Origin of the sequence: Klebsiella sp. JN_Kp122 (assembly GCF_040062085.1) — a bacterium.
Taxonomy (GTDB): Bacteria; Pseudomonadota; Gammaproteobacteria; order Enterobacterales; family Enterobacteriaceae; genus Klebsiella; species Klebsiella aerogenes.
This window is the reverse complement of sequence record NZ_JBEAHW010000026.1, coordinates 49,874-69,650: the sequence shown is the minus strand read 5'-3', so window position 1 is coordinate 69,650 and position 19,777 is coordinate 49,874. Positions and strand designations below refer to the sequence as shown.

Below are 19,777 nucleotides of genomic sequence, written 5' to 3'. Positions count from 1 at the left end.
TTTCTTAACCCTCCGCCAGCGCTACCTGTACCGCCGTTCTCTGACGATAGTTCTCGTAGATCCCTAGCGCCAGTAGCGAGAAGAAAATCGGCCCGCCGACCATCCACAGCGTACTGTTCCAGTCGCCGGAATCCATCACCGGCTGAATAACGGTGAAGATATTGGCGAACGCTACCACCAATACCACTATCGTCGTCGCCAGCAGCGTACTTATGCGGCTTTTGAACATCACAAATGGACGATCGAGATCGGCTTTGGCCTTAAAGAACGGGAAAGCTATCGCCAGGAACAGATACGGCAAGGTCATTGAGACGTTAGCCATCAGCGTCAGCTTGTTATAAAACGCCGAGGCGGTATCGCCGCCGAAAGAGACCAGCAAAATAAACAGACTCACCAGCAGACACTGCAGCCACATGGCGTTAGCCGGCATGCCGTTGGCGTTAACTTTGGTCATCATCGTCGGCCACAGCGCTTTCGGCGTCCCCTGAATAATCGCCTTCAGCGGCGAATAGCTCAGGGTGAAGAATGCGCCGGTATAGGCCAGGAACATCGACAGCCCGGTAATGCGCGCAAACCATACGCCGGTCAGCGCCGCCGCCTGCGGCGACAGATGCAGCGCCTGTCCAAGCGCTGCGCCAAGGCTGGTCATCAACACATAGGTGATATTGCCGAGGTTGGTACTGTGGTTGCTCAATACCTGCTGCCAGTTGGCGCTGACGCCCCACAGCACGATGGCCAGCGAGTAGCCGATCGAAATCACCAGCGCGGCGATAATAATACCTTTGGCAAAGTTCTTTTCCGGCTTCTCGGTTTTATCCACCAGCCCGCCGACCGCTTCAATCCCGCCATAGGCGAAAATGGCGAATACCACGAAAGAGAGCATCGCCAGCCCCGATTGATATCCTGGGTTCGGCGACGCGGTGAAATCCAGCGATTGTGCGAAATGGCCGCCGTTCAGCAGCAGAATCGCCCCACTCACCAGCAGCAGCACCAGGTTCAGGCACATCACCGCGATGCCGCCAACGGCGGTAATTTTGGCAATCTTATTTATTCCTTTCGCCGCTACCAGCGTCACCAGCACCATCCAGCAGGCGGCCAGCACGCCGACGGTTTGCGTCGAGGTTAAGCCGGCAAAAGCCCAGCTCTGGGTTTTATCCGCGCCGAAGAGAAAGGTCGAAAACGGGACCCAAATTTTCGCCGCGGTGCTGACCATCCACACCACATAAGAGGAAAACCACATAAAGGTACCGATAAACGCAAAGCGCGGCCCGACGCTGCGGTTCATCCACGAATAGATCCCGCCCTCTTCCTTACGATAGGCCGAGCCCATCTCCGCCATCATTAAGGCGAAAGGAATAAAGAAAAACAGCGCCGAGAAAAGATAAAACGGCATCGCGCTATAACCCATCAGATAAAACGCCGAAGGGCTGTTGGCAAAGCCAAACACCGAAGTAAAGATCATTAATATCAGCCCAATCAGGCTCATCTTCTTGATTTGTTGAGGCATAAATCGATCCAAACGTGAGCGTCGCCGAACGGCGTCGCCAGGTAAGCAGAAATTGAACGCGGATCCTAGCAATAATCCAGTTTGAAATTGTGGTTATTAGGGCTAATGCAGCGGGGAGAACTGTAAAAATCTTTGAATGAAGGGGAAAACGCTAACGGCGGGAAACCGCTTCCCTCTCCTCATGAAAGGGAAGCGCAGTTCATCAGGCGCGATCGACGGTGAATGAGATCACTTCGCCGATGGTCTCTACACCTAACGCCAGCATCACCAGGCGATCGACGCCCAGCGCGACGCCGGAACAATCCGGCAGGCCGGCTTCCAGCGCAGCCAGCAGATTATAGTCGATGGGCTGCTCCGGCAGGCCACGGGCCGCACGTTTGCGGTTGTCCTGCTCAAAACGCTGCTGCTGTTCGCGCGCGTCGGTCAATTCATGGAAACCGTTCGCCAGTTCCATCCCCTTGTAGTAGACCTCGAAGCGCTCGGCGACGCGGTGATCTTCGGTGCTGATCTGCGCCAGCGAAGCCTGGCTTGCCGGGAAGTGATAGACGAACGTCGGACGTTCTTTACCGATGTGCGGCTCTACGCCCATGGCGAACAGCAACTGCAGCAGCGTATCGCGATCTTCTTCCGTATCAGCGATATTACTGAGATCGAGCTTTGCCGCCACTTCGCGCAGCTGGGTTTTATCTGCCGAGAGCGGATCGATCTCCAGATAGCGCTGGAAGGCCTGTTGATAAGAGAGGCTTTCCGCGGGTTGGCACTCGAGCACCTGCTGCAGTAAATCGTCAACTTCGTTAATCAGACGATACATGTCGTAGCACGGACGGTACCACTCCAGCATGGTGAACTCTGGATTGTGGTGACGGCCCATCTCTTCATTACGGAAGCTTCGGCACAGCTGAAATACCGGCCCGCACCCGGCGGCCAGCAGCCGCTTCATGTGGTATTCCGGGCTGGTCATCAGATACAGATTCAGACCCTGAGAGTGGCCGGGGCCGACGAAACGGGTTTCAAACGGGAACATGTGGATATCGGTCACCGTTGCCTGACTCATACAAGGCGTTTCCACCTCCAGCACGCCGCGGTCGGTAAAGAAACGGCGAATTTCCGCCATTACAGCCGCACGTTTTAACAGATTTGGAATGGATGCGCTCGGCTGCCAGGTTGCCGTCTCGCTCATGGTACTTTTCTCCGATTTCATACAAGGGCACGAAGTCTACTCGCAACCGTCGAGTGAAACAAATTTTGTGCAATCCGGCGGCGATATTACATCCTGATAATTTATTGCTAACTTAATTGCATAAATAAAATTGATAAATTAGCGCACGGATTGATAAAAAAATCGAACGCGTCAATTTTCCCCACCATCCCTATGGCTATACTCATTTACCTATAAAGGAGCAGTGATACTTTTTCGCCAGCCCGGCGGCGAAATACACAAAAACTGGAGGAATGTCGTGCAAACTTTTCAAGCCGATCTTGTCGTCATTGGCGCAGGCGGAGCAGGTCTTCGCGCAGCCATCGCCGCTGCGCAGGCTAATCCAAAAGCCAAAATCGCACTGATTTCAAAAGTCTATCCAATGCGTAGCCATACCGTCGCCGCCGAAGGCGGTTCTGCTGCGGTCGCGCAGGATCACGATAGCTTTGAATACCATTTTCACGACACCGTCGCCGGCGGCGACTGGCTCTGTGAACAGGATGTTGTAGACTATTTCGTACATCACTGCCCCACGGAAATGACCCAGCTTGAGCTGTGGGGTTGCCCGTGGAGCCGCCGCCCGGATGGCAGCGTCAACGTTCGCCGCTTCGGCGGGATGAAAATCGAACGTACTTGGTTCGCCGCCGATAAAACCGGCTTCCATATGCTGCATACTCTCTTCCAGACCTCCCTCCAGTTCCCGCAAATTCAACGTTTCGACGAGCACTTCGTGCTGGATATTCTCGTCGATGACGGCCAGGCCCGCGGCCTGGTGGCAATGAATATGATGGAAGGCACGCTGGTGCAAATTCGCGCCAATGCGGTCGTCATGGCTACCGGCGGCGCTGGCCGCGTCTATCGCTATAACACCAACGGTGGCATCGTCACCGGCGATGGCATGGGCATGGCGCTGGGCCACGGTGTCCCGCTGCGCGACATGGAGTTTGTCCAGTATCACCCAACCGGCCTGCCGGGATCGGGGATCCTGATGACCGAAGGCTGCCGCGGCGAAGGCGGTATTCTGGTGAATAAAAACGGCTATCGCTACCTGCAGGATTACGGTATGGGGCCGGAAACACCGCTCGGCGAGCCGAAAAACAAATACATGGAACTCGGCCCGCGCGATAAAGTCTCTCAGGCCTTCTGGCACGAGTGGCGCAAAGGCAACACCATTCCGACGCCGCGCGGCGATGTGGTTTATCTGGACCTGCGCCATCTTGGCGAGAAGAAACTGCTTGAACGCCTACCGTTCATCTGCGAGCTGGCGAAAGCCTATGTCGGCGTCGATCCGGTGAAGGAGCCCATTCCGGTGCGCCCGACCGCCCACTACACCATGGGGGGTATCGAGACCGACCAGCAGTGCGAAACCCGCATCAAGGGCCTGTTCGCCGTGGGCGAATGTTCCTCCGTCGGCCTGCACGGCGCCAACCGTCTGGGATCCAACTCGCTCGCCGAGCTGGTGGTCTTTGGCCGCCTTGCCGGTGAGCAAGCTATGCAGCGCGCAATGGCCGCGGGCGAAGCCAACAACGCGGCGCTGGATGCGCAGGTCAACGACGTTGAAAACCGTCTGAAAGACCTCGTCAACCAGCAGGGCAATGAAAACTGGGCCAAAATCCGCGACGAAATGGGTATGTCGATGGAAGAAGGCTGCGGTATTTATCGCACGCCGGAGCTGATGCAAAAAACCATCGATAAGCTGGCCGAGCTGCAGGAGCGCTTTAAGCGCGTGCGTATCACCGACACCTCCAGCGTGTTCAATACCGACCTGCTCTACACCATTGAGCTGGGCCATGGTCTCAACGTCGCCGAATGCATGGCGCACTCCGCTATCGCGCGTAAAGAGTCTCGCGGCGCCCATCAGCGTCTCGATGAAGGCTGCACTGAACGCGACGACGTCAATTTCCTCAAGCATACGCTCGCCTTCCGTGAGGCTGACGGCAGCACGCGCCTGGAGTATGGCGATGTGAAGATCACCACTCTGCCGCCGGCTAAACGCGTGTATGGCGCCGAAGCGGAAGCCGCTGAGAAGAAGGAGACGACCCATGGCTGAGATGAAAAAACTGAAAATTGAAGTGGTGCGCTACAACCCGGAAGTCGACACCGCGCCGCACAGCGCCTTCTATGAAGTCCCTTACGACGAACAAACCTCGCTGCTCGACGCGCTGGGCTATATCAAAGATAACCTCGCGCCGGACTTAAGCTACCGCTGGTCGTGCCGCATGGCGATCTGCGGCTCCTGCGGCATGATGGTCAATAAGGTGCCAAAACTTGCCTGTAAAACCTTCCTGCGCGATTACAGCAAGGGTCTGAAGGTTGAAGCGCTGGCTAATTTCCCGATTGAGCGCGATCTGGTGGTCGATATGACCCACTTTATCGAAAGTCTGGAAGCGATTAAGCCGTACATCATCGGTAATGCGCGCACGCCGGATCAGGGGCCGAATAAACAGACCCCGGCACAGATGGCGAAATACCATCAGTTCTCCGGCTGCATCAACTGCGGTCTGTGCTATGCCGCCTGTCCGCAGTTTGGTCTGAACCCGGAGTTCATTGGCCCGGCGGCGATCACCCTCGCCCATCGCTACAACGAAGACAGCCGCGACCACGGCAAAAAGGAACGTATGGCGCAGCTCAATGCCCAGAACGGCGTGTGGAGCTGTACTTTCGTCGGCTTCTGCTCCGAAGTTTGTCCGAAGCATGTCGACCCGGCGGCCGCCATTCAGCAGGGCAAGGTAGAAAGTTCGAAAGACTTCCTGATCGCCACCCTGAAACCACGCTAAGGAGTGCACTATGACGACTAAACGCAAACCCTACGTGCGGCCCATGACCTCCACCTGGTGGAAGAAGCTGCCGTTTTATCGCTTCTATATGCTGCGTGAAGGGACAGCGGTGCCAACGGTCTGGTTCAGCATCGTGCTGATTTACGGCTTGTTCGCCCTCAAGCACGGCGCTGAAAGTTGGGAGGGCTATGTGGCATTCCTGCAAAACCCGATTGTGGTGATCCTCAACCTGATCACCCTTGCAGCGGCGCTGCTGCACACCAAAACCTGGTTTGAGCTGGCGCCGAAAGCCGCCAACATCATTATTAAAGGCGAGAAAATGGGGCCTGAGCCGCTGATTAAAGGGCTGTGGGCGGTTACAGCGCTGGTTAGCATCGTGATCCTGTTTGTCGCGCTGTTCTGGTAAGGAGGCTGATATGATTAATCCCAATCCAAAACGTTCCGATGAACCGGTGTTCTGGGGGCTGTTTGGCGCAGGCGGTATGTGGGGGGCGATTATCGCGCCGGTGATGGTGCTGCTGGTCGGCATTCTACTGCCGCTGGGGCTCGCGCCTGGCGATGCTTTCAGCTACGAACGCGTTTACGCCTTCGCCCATAGCTTCATCGGTCGCCTCTTTATCTTCCTGATGATTGTTTTGCCGCTGTGGTGCGGCCTGCACCGTATCCACCATGCGATGCACGACCTGAAAATCCACGTGCCGAACGGCAAATGGGTCTTCTATGGCCTGGCGGCGATTTTAACCGTCGTCACCCTGGTCGGCGTGTTATTTATCTGATGCAACATCTCGCCCGGTAGCAATCTGTTACCGGGCTCGCTTATCGACAAAATCGCCCTACTTTTTTCCTGCCGCTATCTACACTTAGAGAAAAAGCGGTAAGGAAGATACCTATGCGTCTGCTGCCAGTTCTCACCGTGGTTATCGCGTCATTGCTGAGCGTTGCGTGCAGCAATCCCGTTCCTCCCGCTGGCGTGACCGTCGTCAGCCCATTTGAAAGCCAACGCTTCCTCGGCACCTGGTATGAAATCGCCCGCTTCGATCATCATTTCGAAAGCGGGCTGGAAAAGGTCACCGCGACTTACAGTCTGCGCGGCGATGGCGGCATAGATGTGGTTAATAAAGGTTATAACCCCGAGCGTGGGATCTGGCAGAAAACAGACGGCGTTGCCTGGTTCACCGGCGATCCCAACCGCGCGGCGCTGAAGATCTCTTTCTTCGGCCCCTTCTATGGCGGCTACAACGTGATTGCGCTGGATAAAGAGTACCGCCATGCGCTGGTTTGCGGGCCGGATCGCGATTACCTGTGGCTACTGGCGCGCACGCCGAAGATTTCGCCACAGGTGAAACAGCAGATGCTGGATATCGCCACCCGGCAGGGCTTCGACGTAAGCAAACTGATTTGGGTTAACCAGCGCTATTAATGCGCGCTGAGTTTCAGCCCGATAATGCCGATCACAATACAGGCGAGGCTCGCGATACGCATCGGGCTTGCGGATTCGCCCAGCAGCACGATGCCGGTTATCGCTGCGCCAACGGCGCCGATCCCGGTCCACACCGCATAGGCGGTACCCACCGGCAGTGATTTCATCGCCCACGATAACAGCGCCATACTGACGACCATAGCGGCTATGGTAATCACACTTGGCAGCAGGCGGCTAAATCCATGGGTATATTTGAGGCCGACGGCCCACACGACTTCCAGCAAACCGGCGATAAAGAGAATGATCCAGGACATAAGGCTCCAGTAATGGGGCCGTCCCCGGATGAGATACGCTCACGGGTCGTCCCGCAAGGTGGTTGAAAACGTCGGGATTATAAACAACGGCGCCGGTAATGTGAAGACCGGTACGGCGCGAGGCCGTACCGGTAATGTTTAATTCTGAGCTTTGGTCGCCGCACCAGAGATAGCGCTGCCGCCGTCAGAAATGTCTTCACCGATACCACGCGTGGTGTTACATGCGGTGAGCACAGAAGAAAGGACCAAAACAGTAAAGAACGCCGCAATCGTTTTTTTCACCATAATATCATCCTTATAAACAGTTTTTGTTTTCTTGCCCTATAAGCATAGCCAAACTGATTCAGAATGAAGGGATAGTCGCGTTTTTTAAGAGAAAAAGAGGTTCAGGCGGAACTTAGCAAGATGAATTCAGAGAATGAGAATGATCTAATGAAATGAGATTAGCTAACGGCGTGAGAAATGGCATGCCCCAACCCCTGGATATCTTCGCCAAAACCGCGGGCGGTATTGCATCCAGTAAGCAACGCGCCGCTGAGCAGCAGCAAGGCAAGAAGTTTGAGCGTCTGGTTCATGTTAGTCCCGGCGTGAAACTGAAGGCGCAGCAACCAGGCTGCGCCCACCGTCTCAAAGCATGAATTACTTCACGCGAGATACGTATTCGCCGGAGCGGGTATCTACTTTGATGACTTCGCCGATCTGAACGAACAGCGGAACTTTAACCACTGCGCCAGTGGACAGAGTCGCCGGCTTGCCGCCAGTACCTGCGGTATCGCCTTTCAGACCTGGATCGGTTTCAACGATTTCCAGTTCAACGAAGTTCGGCGGCGTGACAGCGATAGGCTGACCGTTCCACAGGGTAACGATGCACTCAGCCTGATCCAGCAGCCATTTCGCGTTGTCGCCGATAGCTTTAGCATCAGCAGACAGCTGTTCGAAGGTTTCGTTGTTCATGAAGTGCCAGAACTCACCGTCGTTGTACAGGTAAGTCAGGTTCATATCGACAACGTCCGCGCCTTCTGCAGAGTCGGTGGACTTGAAGGTTTTTTCTACACGGGTGCCGGTCAGCAGGCGGCGCAGCTTAACGCGTGCGAATGCCTGGCCTTTACCTGGTTTAACGAATTCGCTGGCTTCAACCGCATACGGTTCGCCATCCATCATGATTTTAAGACCAGCACGAAAATCGTTGCTATAGTAAGTCGCCATAAGGCCCTCTGAAATTGTTTAACTTGGTAGCTAAGCCACAAAATGGCGCATATTGTAACCCTAAATACCCCATCCAGAGAAGATTGGATCACGCAACTTGCCGATGTTGTGACCAGTCCCGATGAACTATTGCATCTTTTAGATCTGGAAACAGATGCAAACCTATTGGCGGGACGCGATGCGAAGCGTCTCTTCGCGCTGCGCGTACCGCGCGCGTTTATCGCGCGTATGGAAAAAGGCAACCCAAACGATCCTCTTCTTCGTCAGGTACTTACCGCACAAGAAGAGTTTGTTGCCGCCCCAGGTTTCTCCACCGATCCGCTGGAAGAACAACACAGCGTTGTACCTGGCCTGTTGCATAAATATAGCAACCGGGCGCTATTGCTGGTGAAAGGCGGTTGTGCGGTCAACTGCCGCTACTGCTTCCGCCGCCACTTCCCTTATGCCGAGAACCAGGGCAATAAACGCAACTGGCAGGCGGCGCTCGAGTACATAGCCGCCAATCCGCAGCTTGATGAAATTATTTTTTCCGGCGGCGATCCGCTCATGGCCAAAGACCATGAGCTTGACTGGTTGCTGACGGAACTGGAAGCGATCCCGCATATTAAACGGTTACGCATCCATAGCCGCTTGCCGATTGTCATACCGGCGCGGATCACCGAAGGGCTGGCGGCTCGCTTTAACGCCTCATCGCTGCAGATACTGTTGGTCAACCATATTAATCATGCCAACGAGATCGGCCCGGAGTTCCGGGCAGCGATGGCGCGGCTGCGGCAAGCGCGCGTAACACTACTCAACCAAAGTGTTCTGTTACGCGGAGTTAACGACAATGCGCAAACCCTGGCGGACCTCAGCAATGCATTGTTCGACGCCGGGGTAATGCCCTACTACCTGCACGTGCTCGATAAAGTCCAGGGCGCAGCCCACTTCATGGTAGAAGATGAGGAAGCACGGGCGATCATGCGTGAGCTATTAACGCTGGTATCTGGTTATATGGTGCCAAGACTGGCACGTGAAATCGGCGGCGAACCGAGTAAAACGCCGCTGGATTTAGGTTTGAAACAACAGCCCTAGGCCCCTCTCTGCCGGCCCTGTCCGGCAGATACTTTTAAAACTATATTTTCCTGACACATAAATAACATACTATTATCTCGCCAACATTAGTCTGTGGACGGTGTTTTCTTCATATTTATAGTTATATACAATGTGAAAATATTCAAATAATGTAGTAATAATGTTTCTAAAACAGCAATGAAAGTATATTAGTTACCGCCATAAGAAAGAACATGAGGATAAACCACGTGGGTAATTTAAATGTTCCATCTCTTTTGCTTTCAATATGATTTTGACGTTCGTTTGTATTGACCTCTGGTACACTATCTTCTATTGATACAACCTCTTTTATTAAGGGGATTATCGGGGGAGTAGAAATTTCTTCCTCAGCTTTAACAACCGGTACGATCGCGGAACCTGCAGCAAGAATAAACCCACGCTGCCTGACGGTAACAATGATATCCTGTGATAATCCAGCCTTCAGCAGTGATTTTCTGAGCAATGATATATTTTGATAAAAAGTATTTTGCGCGACGACGACTCCCCTTGTTTTCCAGACTGTTTCCAGAAATTCCTCTCGAGAAATGATTCGCCCATTACTTTCAATTAACAATTGTAAACAACGTGCAGTTGGACCATTCAAGTTAACGCTTTCACCATTTTCATTAACAGGTCGTAACTCACTCATATTCACATCGAATATAACTTCATCATTAATAATGAATTCGCTAAATGCCATAATGCTTTTCCTTTTTTCATTAGTCATGTGAACTAAACATGAAATTAATGAGATTCCATCTTTGAAATTGAGCAAATAGCCCTAGGCAGGCCCACCATTAGATAGCTTCACATATCAATCATTGGCTCGCCATTTTCGAGCGGCGATAAGACTATCATGATATTTAAACAAAAAGGAAGCCAGCCATATTGTTCAACATTCATCACGTTAACGCTACCACTATTCCCAAAGATTAAAATGTGAAACGTTTCTCTCATCATTAAAATAGGTTATTCAATTAAAATTCACATGCATTTTACCGGCTTGCCAATTAAATTCCTCTCTGCTCCCGTCTTAAGCTAATTGCGGGCAAGTACCTGCATATTACAAGGGACACCAAAGGAGTAAAGAACGGGATAGTGTTAAGACTCAGCGGCAATTAAGGATTATTCAGTGATTCATTAATTAAAACTGAGGCAACATCTATTTCAGGGATTACGTATTTATACATGGACAAATAAATGAAAAAAACAATCGTAGCTGTAATGGTTGCTGCATCTGCAGTTCTGAGCGCACAGGCAATGGCCGCTAACACTGCTGAAGTGACCGTTCTTGGCGAAGTCAACGACTCTTCCACTTCTTGCGTAGTCACTCCGACTGGTACTCTGAACAATGGCATCGTTCGTCTGACTTCTGTTACCACCAGCGAAGCGAACGCACAGACTGCTAACACTCTGTTCAAAAGCCAGAAGTTTGGTTTTGACGTTTCTGATTGCGCCAAAGGCAGCGACAAACCAGCAACCGGCCTGACCGTTGCAGTTACTGGTAGCACTAGCACCAACGCAACAATTCTGGACAACACCGCTGACGACGGCGCTGCCGGCATCGGTATCGGCATCGCGAAAGTCAGCGACGGTTCTCGTGTAGCCTTCGATGGTTCCCAAACCATGGATGAAACCTACACTGACGGCGAAGTCACTTCTCTGAACTACTACGCTGGTTATGTGAAAGTAAACGACGCGACTACTGTAACCGAAGGTCCGGTTAAAGGCGTAGCGACCTTTACTATCGACTACACCAGCGCCGACGCCTAATTTTACCCCGAAGGGCTCGCTGTCCGGCGAGCCCTTTTTTCGTTTAGAGAACCGCTATGCTCAGGACTTTATTTAAACTTGTCTTCCCCTGCTTTTTACTGATAAGCGGCATTGCACATGCCGGCATTGTCATTGAATCTACCCGTTATCTTTACAAAGAGGGTTCCCGCGAAATAACCGCACAAATAGAAAACAAAGACGGTATTCCCTACTTAATTAAGTCCTGGATCGAGACCCCGAAAGGACAAGCGCCGTCCTTCATGGCCACGCCGCCACTGTTCCGTCTGGAAGCGAAACAGCAAAATACCGTACGCCTGTTTTCAACGGGTAATGTCGCTGTGCCAACCGATCGCGAATCGATGTTTTATTTTAACGTTATGGCTATACCACCCGCAGATGAGGCAAATGCCAAAAACAATACCATTCAACTGGCGGTTCGCCATCGTATGCGTCTGGTGTATCGACCAAAATCGCTATTTGATATGAAACCAAACACCGAAGCGGCAAAACTCGAGTGGCGAAAGTCTGGTAATAAATTATCCATTAAAAATCCTACGCCATTTTTCTACTACTTCAATACGATAAAAATCGGTAATACCGAGATAAAAAATGAAGTGAATGCTATCCCTCCGATGGCTACAAAAGAAGTGACATTAAAAGAAAGTATTAACGCATCAAGTATTACATGGAAGATAGTCAACGATTATGGAGGAGCCGGTTCGCTCTATTCCTCACCGCTGTAATTGGAAGTTCTTGTTAATATTATAGGGATGTGTTTATGCAAAATAAAAATAAAGACCTATTCAAACTATCAGCGCTCGGCATCGCATTATTGCCCGCGCTTTTTTGTGGTTTGGATAAGAATGCGCAAGCACGAGATTTTTTCGATCCCTCATTCATAAATTCATTGAATGGTAGCGATCCTTCAAACGCCCCAGACTTATCTGTATTTGAAGCCAGGAATGCGCAGGCCCCCGGTGATTACCGGGTGGATATCGTCTTTAATGGTCAATACCTCGATACCCAAACTATAAAATTTGTGATTGATAATAGCCGTGAAAGTCTTGCGAGTGATGAGATTAAACTAGCACCCTGTTTCAGTCTGAAAGACTTATCGCAATATGGCGTAAGAATCAAAGCATTTCCGGCCTTGAAAGAAGATGCTAATGGCTGCACTAACCTCACGATTATTCCGGATACCAAAGCGGATTTTGATTTTAACGCCCAGCGTTTAAATGTCTCCATTCCTCAGGCGGCATTATCCACTGTCGTGCAGGGATTTATTCCCGAGGATCAATTTGATGACGGTATCAACGCGCTACTGGTAAATTACCAGTTCAGCGGTTCGGATGATTTCGAAACCGAAGATGAATACTACAGTCTTAACCTTCAGTCCGGCTTAAACCTTGGCCCCTGGCGCATACGAAACCTGAGTACTTGGAACAAAAGTAAAGGTGATAGCGGCGACTGGGAGTCGGCATACCTGTACATGCAGCGCAGCATACGCCCTATTAACAGTAACCTGGTAATGGGTGAAAGCTCCTCGCTTTCCGGGATCTTTGACAGCGTACCATTTACTGGGCTCCAACTCGCGACGGATACCTCCATGCTGCCGGAGAGCCTTCGCGGCTATGCGCCAATTATCCGAGGAATTGCAAAAACCAATGCCAGGGTGATCGTTAAGCAGAATGGCTACCAGGTATATCAGACCTACGTAGCCCCCGGCGCCTTTGAAATCACCGATATGTACCCAAGCGGCGGTAGCGGCGACCTGTATGTAACAGTAGAAGAGTCGGATGGCTCAAAACAAGAATTTATCGTGCCGTTCGCCACGCTGCCGGTCATGGTACGTGAAGGCCAGCTGCAATATGAAATCACTTCAGGTAAATATCGCCCATATGATGACGGCGTCCATGAAACGCCATTTACCCAGGCAACGGCCAGCTATGGGGTATCCAGTAGCCTGACGGCCTACGGCGGGATGCAAATGGCCTCACATTATCAGGCATTGTCATCCGGTCTCGGCTATAACCTTGGTGATTTCGGCGCCGCGTCAGCGGATGTCACCCAGGCTTGGTCAAAAATGCAGGATCGGGAAAAGACTTCGGGACAGTCCTGGCGCATCCGCTACGGTAAAAACATCCTTGATACCGGAACCAACATTACCATCGCTGGCTACCGGTACTCTACTGAGGGATTTAACACCTTATCTGAGGTGCTGGATAGCTATGCTAATGACGGTAGCTATACCACCCGTTCATTACGCAATCGAACCAACCTGACACTCAACCAAAGCCTGGGTAAAGGACTCGGTAGCATATCTATTAGCGGGCTGGTTGAGGATTATTGGGATGATAAACGCACCAATAAATCTATCAGCGTCGGTTATAACGGTGGCTTTAGAAATGTGAACTTCTATCTGGGCTATAGCTATAGCCGCTATACCTGGAGTAACAATAGCTCCGACAGCGACGCGCAGGACGATCAGCGCATTACGCTGACCGTCACGCTGCCAATCAGCAACTGGCTTCCTGGTACCTACACCAGCTATCAGCTCACCAATAGTAACCCTGGCTCAACGGATCAGTCCGTCGCCATCGGAGGGGTTGGGCTGGAAAACGATAGCCTCGACTGGAGTATTCAGCAGGGATATAGCAACCGTGAATATTACAGCGGCGACATGCGTGCGACCTATAACAGCTCCCAGGGCAGCCTTAACGCCGGTTACAGCTATGACCGCGATAGCCAGCGTGTCGATTATGGCGCCAGCGGCAGTATCATCGCCCATGCTGATGGCATCACTTTAGGTCAGGATATCACCGATGCCGCCGTGCTGATTAAAGCTCCGGGGCTGGATGACGTCAAACTGACGACCGATAACACCATCTCGACCGACTATCGCGGCTATGCCATCGTACCTTACGTTACCCCATATCGCCGCACCGATATTACCCTTGATAGCGCCACGCTCGGTGATGATATGGAATTGCCGGAAACCACGCAAAGCGTAGTACCTACCCGCGGCGCCATCGTCCGAGCCAACTACGAAGGCAAGATAGGACAGCGCGCCTTTATTCACCTGAAAACTGCCAGCGGCAATGATGTTCCTTATGGCGCTATGGTCCTACTGGCGGGGGATGCGAAAAGCCAGGCCAGCATCGTGAGTGATGCCGGGATGGTCTATATGTCCGGGTTGCAGCAAACCGGGACGCTCAACGTGCAGTGGGGAAAAAGTACTTCCCAGCAGTGTAATGCCCCCTTCACGTTACCGCCACGGGAAGGCAAAACCGCTGGCTTAAGCCAGGTCGAAACGGTGTGTCGCTAGCCATTATTTAAGGACGAATATTGATGAAGAGAATGTTTATTCTATTAATGCTTTTAGTTACCTGTGGTGAGGCGGCTGCAAAATGTAGTTACTCAGGCAGCATCCAGCGGCAAGCATTTACTATCAGCGCTAAAATTCCAACAGATGATTCTATTCCGGTGGGAAGCATATTGTATTCAACTAAATACGGTACCGGCACATATAAAAACTTCTCATGTAGCCAGAAAACAAACGATCAGTATATTACTACTATTAGTACGCCGGAGGTTTCTGGTGTAACCGGAATTCAGGGAATGCCGGTATATGAAACCGGTATTGATGGTATTGGATTCCAGGTATCCGATCTTCTGGAAAGTAAAAATGGCGCATTGGTCCCAGCCGTGGCGGGTTCAGTACTGATACCGTTTGAGAATACGTCAGATAATTACTATAAATTCATCACCGTGTGGTTTATCAAAACCAAGCAGGTCATTGATACTTCAGGTTCGGACTCAAACCCATCAATCAGCTTTTCTGTCGGTAATCCGACCACTAACCCTGGCACCACCGAAAAACTCTTATACACGACTAGCATTAAGCTCAAAAGCACTAAATATCAGGCAACCTCCTGTGATATCTCACCATCCAGTTCACAGATAACGCTAAACCGGATTAAGAAAAGTACGTTAATGTCGGTCTCTCGCGGCGGCGTCACCCCGGAGCAGAAAAATATTCTATTAACGATTACCTGCCCTGCGGGGTCAATTGGTAATACACTGATGTATTGGTTTAACCCGGTAGGTACAGCAAGTACATCTGGTGATGGTATCATTGATAATATGATAACCGATGATTCTGGTGCCAAAAACGTTGGCATCATTTTCAAGCAAACCGGAACCCCATTAGTCTTTTATGATATGGATAGCTACAGCTTTAATAGCGCCGCCACGTCACAGGTTATCAACCTTACCGCTGATTACTATCGCCAGAGTAATAGCAGTGATAGCATCACAAACGGTAAAGTTAAGGCTATGTTAGAAGTAGTGATCCAGGAACAGTAGAAATACTGAATGTAACAAGAGAGCCAGTAATGGCTCTCTTTCATTCTCTTTGTATACAAAAGGATTGCGGTACTTTTGCATATAAATAAATTCACAAATACAATATGAATGCCAGAATAATTATGAATTATCTAATATGAAAGAACTTCATAAATTATTCACACTTCATTTCGTTGATTACACTCATTTTCACCTCTATTGTTTGCCACCGGGCGATTACATCGACCAGTAGTTTAGTCAACGTTTACTTAAGGGAATTAGAGTAATGAAAGAATTAACAGTTTTTGAAATGGAAGCAATCTCCGGTGGATATACGTGGGATTTTTCCTCCGCTTCAGCAGCGTTCACTTCTCTGGCTAGTAATGCAGTAGAAGCGCTCGGTGCTGGTATCCTCGGCTCTGTCATTACGGCCTGTGTCGGAGCGGGACTTGGCGGCTTTCAGGGTGGTTCTAACGGTGGCGTCCTCGGGCTGGGTCTAATTGGCAATGCCGTTGGCGCTGTCGCAGGCTTTATCTTAGGTGCTATCGGCGGAGCCGTAGGCGCTGTCGCATTAGGTTGGGAAGGTTCCGTTGAGGCTCTGCAATCACTGATTGAGAGCACGCTTAACGGCACTTTCGCTCCGTGGTAAAAATAATGAAATAATAACAAAGGCCTTTTAGGCCTTTGTTGCTCTATATTCAATGTCAGCCAGAACCAGTAAAATACTATTAACATGAATAATAAGCTATATCGCAAGGAAGCGATCGAATACAAAAGGCATCACTGGAAAGGGAAAGCCTTGTTGCTCGCTGGCTTACCCGCCTGGTTAATCGCCTTATTGTCGGCATTATTTCTCATTGCGCTTATCTGCGCATTGATATTTTGCAAGTTTACCCAGCGTGTCGATGTTAAAGGCGAAGTCATTACCCTGCCTCACTCAATTAACGTCTTTGCGCCACAGCAGGGGTTTATCGTCAAGCAATTCGTAAAAATTGGTGACGTCGTAAAAAAAAACCAACCGCTATACGAGATTGATGTTTCCCGCAGCACCACCAGTGGCAATGTTAGCGCGGCACAGATAGAAGTTATCAATGAAAAAATCGCCAACTCTGAAGATATTATTAAAAAACTGGAAGATAATAAAAACCAGACGTTAAATGCGCTGAATGCGCAGTTAAAAACTACCACTGCCTCCCTGAAGGAGACCAACCGTATGCTGGTCAACACCCAGGTAGGCCTGAAGAAAATGCATGATAACCTTTCCAGCTACGATAAATACCTTAGCAACGGCCTGATAACAAAAGATCAGTATAACTATCAGCACTCTTTATACTTTCAGCAGCAGAGTGCCTACCAGTCTTTAGTTAGCCAAAAAATGCAACTCGAATCGCAAATTACACAACTTAATAGCGATATAATCACTAAAGCTGCTGATTTTGACAACCAAATTTCCAGTCAATACAACCAGGCCAATGATTATAAAAATCAGTTAGTGGAATCTAATGCTAACGGTAATATTATTATCAAATCGACCAGCGATGGCAGGATTGAGTCACTGTCGGCTACCCAAGGGCAAACCGTTGATAATGGAAGTAGCCTGGCCCAGATAAAACCGACCGGAAACGTTGAGTATTATCTCATTCTGTGGCTACCCAACAATACCATTCCGTATTTAAAAACGGGAGATACCATCAATATTCGCTATGATGCCTTCCCATCGGATAAATTTGGTCAATTCCCAGGAAAAATTATATCCATATCATCAATGCCGGCGTCACGGCAAGAAATGTCTGAATACACCAACGTCAGTAACGGTACCAATCAGCAACAAGAACTGGCGCTGTATAAAGCGATTGTCAAAATTAAAGATAAACAGTTCGAATATGACGGGAAAAAGCTAAGCCTCTCCAATGGGCTTAAAGCACAGGCTGTTGTCTTCCTTGAAGAACGCCCTCTCTACATGTGGATGTTTACTCCGGTTTATAAGATTACTCAAAGCGTGAGCGGCCCGATTCATGACTAATGAACTGTTTGAAAAAATTACGGCGAAAGTTAATTTTTCGATATTGAGAAAGACGCCGGTAATACTGCAATCGGAAGCCGCCGAGTGTGGCATTGCCTGTCTGGCAATGGTTTGCGGCCATTATGGTCTCGATATTGATCTGTTCAATTTCCGTCAACGCTTTGGCAGCCCCTCCCAGGGGGTAACGTTGATGTCATTGAGCAAAACGGCAGAACATGCTGGCTTAAAAAGCCGCGCGCTGTCGCTCGATCTTGATGAAATCAGACAATTAAAGCTGCCCTGCGTTATCCACTGGGGAATGAACCACTACGTCGTGCTCACCAAAGTACGCAAATCTAGCTTTATGGTTCACGACCCGGCGCTGGGTAAACGCATTATCGGCATTCAGGAAATGTCGAACAACTTTACCGGCATCGCGTTAGAGTTATGGCCCGATCAGAACTTCCAGCAGGAAAAAGCCAAATCTCGCCTACGTTTGTTAGATCTGATGCGTAATATTGTTGGCTTAAAATCAGCGCTGCTGAAAATTTTCGCCTTTTCCGTCGTCGTTGAAGCGATTGGACTACTGTTGCCAATAGGCACGCAGTTGGTCACTGACCACGTGATCATGGCCCACGATCAAAGCCTGCTCTCGGTTATCTGTATTGGTCTGGTCTTCTTTACCCTCTTCCGCACCTTTATCAGCATGCTGCGCGCATGGACTTCACTGACGCTCAACACGCTGACCAATATTCAGTGGAAAACCACTCTATTCGATCATTTGGCCAGCCTGCCGCTGGCATTTTTTGAAAAGCGTCATCTGGGAGATATACAGTCCCGCTTTTCATCGCTGGACACCATTCGCTCCACGTTCACTAATAGCATTGTCAGCGGCATTATCGACTCGATCATGACGATCGGCCTGCTGATTATGCTCACCCTGTACGGCGGTTGGCTAACATGGGTCGTCGTTGGCTTTACCTTATGTTACGCCCTTATGCGTCTGGGAACTTATCGCTTCTATCGCCGCGTTGCTGAAGAACAGGTAATCAAAGGCGCGCGCTCCAGTTCACACTTTATGGAGTCGCTATACGGTATTTCGACCATCAAAGCGCTGAACCTGAAAGAACGCCGCTCTCAGCACTGGCTGAATATCAACATCGACGCCTGTAATGCGGGGATCAAACAGACCCGTTTCGACATGATGTTTAGCGGTATCAATACCTTTATTACCGCCATCGATCAGGTTGCGGTACTGTGGCTGGGCGCCATTATGGTTATTGATAATGAAATGACCCTCGGTATGTTTATGGCTTTTAACGCCTACCGCGGTCAGTTCTCCCAGCGCGCATCCAGCCTGGTTGATCTTACCATGCAGCTACGCATGCTCTCGCTGCATAACGAGCGTCTTTCAGAGATCGTCTTCAGCGAACCAGAGCAAGAGCTACCGTCACGTGAAGTCTTTTCGAAGGATGCCGGCGCCAGGCTTGAAGTCAGAAATCTCAGCTATCAATACGATCCCTTTTCGCAGCCGATTTTCTCAAATCTGAACATCACCGTTGAGCCGGGGGAATCCGTCGCGCTGGTCGGCCCGTCCGGCGTCGGTAAGACCACGCTATTGAAAGTGATGTGCGGGCTGCTCTCGCCCACCAGCGGCGACGTCTTCGCCGATAATCTCGATATCCAGAAGATAGGTCTAAATAACTATCGCCAGGGAACCGCCTGCGTGCTGCAGGAGGACCGCCTCTTTTCCGGGTCGCTTATCGATAATATCAGCGGTTTTGAAGATAACGCCGATGTGGATTTTGTCGTCGAATGCGCCAAACGCTGCAACATTCACGACGAAATTATGAAAATGCCGATGGGCTATGAAACCATCGTTGGTGAGTTGGGCCTGGGGATTTCCGGGGGCCAAAAGCAACGTATTTTGATTGCCCGCGCGCTTTACCGTAAACCGAGCATTCTGTTTATGGATGAGGCCACCAGCCATCTCGATTTACGAAACGAGTCGGTTATCAACCAGTCTATTTCAGGCCTCAGTATTACCCGCGTCATCGTCGCCCACCGCCCGTCAACCATCGCCTCTGCCGATCGGGTTATTGATTTATCGCAGTCAAGAATACCAATGCCAGCGTAAGGAGAAG

At 50.5% G+C, this 19,777-nt stretch carries 20 protein-coding genes; 13 read left to right on the top strand and 7 right to left on the bottom strand.

From position 1 onward, the window contains the following. Positions 1 to 4: 4 nt before the first annotated feature. Together yjeM and epmA are read right to left on the bottom strand one after the other, a co-directional pair. Positions 5 to 1,507, bottom strand: a complete 1,503-nt coding sequence (gene yjeM, locus ABLU78_RS12340) for a glutamate/gamma-aminobutyrate family transporter YjeM (RefSeq protein WP_048229741.1) — start codon at positions 1,505 to 1,507, stop codon at positions 5 to 7. 202 nt (positions 1,508 to 1,709) lie between these two features. Beyond that, complete coding sequence (gene epmA / locus ABLU78_RS12335; RefSeq protein WP_015368646.1) at positions 1,710 to 2,687, bottom strand: elongation factor P--(R)-beta-lysine ligase; 978 nt, start codon at positions 2,685 to 2,687, stop codon at positions 1,710 to 1,712. Between the two features lie 277 nt (positions 2,688 to 2,964). Here epmA and frdA point away from each other — a divergent pair, with 277 nt between their 5' ends. The 5 genes from frdA to ABLU78_RS12310 all read left to right on the top strand — a co-directional run bounded on the left by frdA (position 2,965) and on the right by ABLU78_RS12310 (position 6,902). After that, positions 2,965 to 4,755 (top strand): fumarate reductase (quinol) flavoprotein subunit, encoded by a 1,791-nt coding sequence (frdA, locus tag ABLU78_RS12330; protein ID WP_032713498.1) that lies wholly within the window; start codon positions 2,965 to 2,967, stop codon positions 4,753 to 4,755. Beyond that, positions 4,748 to 5,482: a fumarate reductase iron-sulfur protein gene (frdB, locus tag ABLU78_RS12325; protein ID WP_015368648.1), complete on the top strand. Its 735-nt coding sequence runs from the start codon at positions 4,748 to 4,750 to the stop codon at positions 5,480 to 5,482. Before frdA ends, frdB begins: the two co-directional genes overlap by 8 nt. 10 nt (positions 5,483 to 5,492) lie before the next feature. Next, positions 5,493 to 5,888, top strand: coding sequence for a fumarate reductase subunit FrdC (frdC, locus tag ABLU78_RS12320; protein WP_015368649.1), 396 nt, complete (start codon positions 5,493 to 5,495; stop codon positions 5,886 to 5,888). 10 nt (positions 5,889 to 5,898) lie between these two features. Further along, entirely contained in the window at positions 5,899 to 6,258 is a 360-nt protein-coding gene (frdD, locus tag ABLU78_RS12315; RefSeq protein ID WP_015368650.1) for a fumarate reductase subunit FrdD, read from the top strand. Between the two features lie 113 nt (positions 6,259 to 6,371). Then, positions 6,372 to 6,902, top strand: a complete 531-nt coding sequence (locus ABLU78_RS12310) for a lipocalin family protein (RefSeq protein WP_015368651.1) — start codon at positions 6,372 to 6,374, stop codon at positions 6,900 to 6,902. On the opposite strand, the gene sugE is transcribed toward ABLU78_RS12310, so the two are convergent. From sugE to efp, 4 genes are all read right to left on the bottom strand, one after another. Beyond that, entirely contained in the window at positions 6,899 to 7,216 is a 318-nt protein-coding gene (gene sugE, locus ABLU78_RS12305; protein ID WP_015704154.1) for a quaternary ammonium compound efflux SMR transporter SugE, read from the bottom strand. The genes ABLU78_RS12310 and sugE overlap by 4 nt on opposite strands. A 138-nt stretch (positions 7,217 to 7,354) precedes the next feature. After that, complete coding sequence (gene ecnB, locus ABLU78_RS12300) at positions 7,355 to 7,501, bottom strand: lipoprotein toxin entericidin B (protein WP_015368653.1); 147 nt, start codon at positions 7,499 to 7,501, stop codon at positions 7,355 to 7,357. Between the two features lie 158 nt (positions 7,502 to 7,659). Further along, on the bottom strand, positions 7,660 to 7,791 hold the full coding sequence (locus tag ABLU78_RS12295; protein ID WP_015368654.1) for an entericidin A/B family lipoprotein: 132 nt from the start codon (positions 7,789 to 7,791) through the stop codon (positions 7,660 to 7,662). 64 nt (positions 7,792 to 7,855) lie between these two features. Then, a complete protein-coding gene (efp, locus tag ABLU78_RS12290) occupies positions 7,856 to 8,422 on the bottom strand; it encodes an elongation factor P (RefSeq protein WP_003855940.1) in 567 nt (188 codons plus the stop codon). A 42-nt stretch (positions 8,423 to 8,464) separates the two neighbouring features. On the opposite strand from efp, the gene epmB reads away from it, so the two are divergent. After that, on the top strand, positions 8,465 to 9,496 hold the full coding sequence (gene epmB, locus ABLU78_RS12285) for an EF-P beta-lysylation protein EpmB (RefSeq protein ID WP_032713495.1): 1,032 nt from the start codon (positions 8,465 to 8,467) through the stop codon (positions 9,494 to 9,496). A gap of 166 nt (positions 9,497 to 9,662) precedes the next feature. Here epmB and ABLU78_RS12280 read toward each other — a convergent pair whose 3' ends face one another. Beyond that, the gene (locus ABLU78_RS12280) at positions 9,663 to 10,214 is read right to left on the bottom strand and encodes a winged helix-turn-helix domain-containing protein (RefSeq protein WP_032713494.1); all 552 of its coding nucleotides are present in this window, start codon (positions 10,212 to 10,214) and stop codon (positions 9,663 to 9,665) included. 500 nt (positions 10,215 to 10,714) lie between these two features. Here ABLU78_RS12280 and ABLU78_RS12275 point away from each other — a divergent pair, with 500 nt between their 5' ends. The 7 genes from ABLU78_RS12275 to ABLU78_RS12245 all read left to right on the top strand — a co-directional run bounded on the left by ABLU78_RS12275 (position 10,715) and on the right by ABLU78_RS12245 (position 19,770). Next, positions 10,715 to 11,287 carry a fimbrial protein gene (locus tag ABLU78_RS12275; RefSeq protein WP_032713493.1) on the top strand — a complete coding sequence of 191 codons (573 nt, stop codon included), beginning with the start codon at positions 10,715 to 10,717 and terminating at the stop codon, positions 11,285 to 11,287. Between the two features lie 56 nt (positions 11,288 to 11,343). Then, a complete protein-coding gene (locus tag ABLU78_RS12270; protein WP_032713490.1) occupies positions 11,344 to 12,030 on the top strand; it encodes a molecular chaperone in 687 nt (228 codons plus the stop codon). 35 nt (positions 12,031 to 12,065) lie between these two features. After that, positions 12,066 to 14,612 carry a fimbria/pilus outer membrane usher protein gene (locus tag ABLU78_RS12265; RefSeq protein WP_048229747.1) on the top strand — a complete coding sequence of 849 codons (2,547 nt, stop codon included), beginning with the start codon at positions 12,066 to 12,068 and terminating at the stop codon, positions 14,610 to 14,612. A gap of 23 nt (positions 14,613 to 14,635) precedes the next feature. After that, entirely contained in the window at positions 14,636 to 15,652 is a 1,017-nt protein-coding gene (locus tag ABLU78_RS12260) for a fimbrial protein (protein WP_032713488.1), read from the top strand. Positions 15,653 to 15,917: 265 nt separating this feature from the next. Beyond that, entirely contained in the window at positions 15,918 to 16,280 is a 363-nt protein-coding gene (locus ABLU78_RS12255) for a hypothetical protein (protein WP_032713485.1), read from the top strand. A gap of 84 nt (positions 16,281 to 16,364) precedes the next feature. Then, positions 16,365 to 17,654 carry an HlyD family secretion protein gene (locus ABLU78_RS12250; RefSeq protein WP_032713484.1) on the top strand — a complete coding sequence of 430 codons (1,290 nt, stop codon included), beginning with the start codon at positions 16,365 to 16,367 and terminating at the stop codon, positions 17,652 to 17,654. Further along, positions 17,647 to 19,770 (top strand): peptidase domain-containing ABC transporter, encoded by a 2,124-nt coding sequence (locus ABLU78_RS12245; protein WP_048229749.1) that lies wholly within the window; start codon positions 17,647 to 17,649, stop codon positions 19,768 to 19,770. Before ABLU78_RS12250 ends, ABLU78_RS12245 begins: the two co-directional genes overlap by 8 nt. The last annotated feature ends 7 nt before the right edge of the window (positions 19,771 to 19,777 follow it).

Bases quoted from the DNA above. Each gene is read 5' to 3' on its own strand.
- ABLU78_RS12275 (WP_032713493.1), top strand. From the start codon at position 10,715: ATGAAAAAAACAATCGTAGCTGTAATGGTTGCTGCATCTGCAGTTCTG.
- epmA (WP_015368646.1), bottom strand. From the start codon at position 2,687: ATGAGCGAGACGGCAACCTGGCAGCCGAGCGCATCCATTCCAAATCTG.
- ABLU78_RS12270 (WP_032713490.1), top strand. From the start codon at position 11,344: ATGCTCAGGACTTTATTTAAACTTGTCTTCCCCTGCTTTTTACTGATA.
- ABLU78_RS12245 (WP_048229749.1), top strand. From the start codon at position 17,647: ATGACTAATGAACTGTTTGAAAAAATTACGGCGAAAGTTAATTTTTCG.
- yjeM (WP_048229741.1), bottom strand. From the start codon at position 1,507: ATGCCTCAACAAATCAAGAAGATGAGCCTGATTGGGCTGATATTAATG.
- ecnB (WP_015368653.1), bottom strand. From the start codon at position 7,501: ATGGTGAAAAAAACGATTGCGGCGTTCTTTACTGTTTTGGTCCTTTCT.
- efp (WP_003855940.1), bottom strand. From the start codon at position 8,422: ATGGCGACTTACTATAGCAACGATTTTCGTGCTGGTCTTAAAATCATG.
- ABLU78_RS12280 (WP_032713494.1), bottom strand. From the start codon at position 10,214: ATGGCATTTAGCGAATTCATTATTAATGATGAAGTTATATTCGATGTG.
- frdD (WP_015368650.1), top strand. From the start codon at position 5,899: ATGATTAATCCCAATCCAAAACGTTCCGATGAACCGGTGTTCTGGGGG.
- frdB (WP_015368648.1), top strand. From the start codon at position 4,748: ATGGCTGAGATGAAAAAACTGAAAATTGAAGTGGTGCGCTACAACCCG.
- ABLU78_RS12255 (WP_032713485.1), top strand. From the start codon at position 15,918: ATGAAAGAATTAACAGTTTTTGAAATGGAAGCAATCTCCGGTGGATAT.
- ABLU78_RS12295 (WP_015368654.1), bottom strand. From the start codon at position 7,791: ATGAACCAGACGCTCAAACTTCTTGCCTTGCTGCTGCTCAGCGGCGCG.
- epmB (WP_032713495.1), top strand. From the start codon at position 8,465: ATGGCGCATATTGTAACCCTAAATACCCCATCCAGAGAAGATTGGATC.
- ABLU78_RS12265 (WP_048229747.1), top strand. From the start codon at position 12,066: ATGCAAAATAAAAATAAAGACCTATTCAAACTATCAGCGCTCGGCATC.
- ABLU78_RS12260 (WP_032713488.1), top strand. From the start codon at position 14,636: ATGAAGAGAATGTTTATTCTATTAATGCTTTTAGTTACCTGTGGTGAG.
- sugE (WP_015704154.1), bottom strand. From the start codon at position 7,216: ATGTCCTGGATCATTCTCTTTATCGCCGGTTTGCTGGAAGTCGTGTGG.
- ABLU78_RS12310 (WP_015368651.1), top strand. From the start codon at position 6,372: ATGCGTCTGCTGCCAGTTCTCACCGTGGTTATCGCGTCATTGCTGAGC.
- frdC (WP_015368649.1), top strand. From the start codon at position 5,493: ATGACGACTAAACGCAAACCCTACGTGCGGCCCATGACCTCCACCTGG.
- ABLU78_RS12250 (WP_032713484.1), top strand. From the start codon at position 16,365: ATGAATAATAAGCTATATCGCAAGGAAGCGATCGAATACAAAAGGCAT.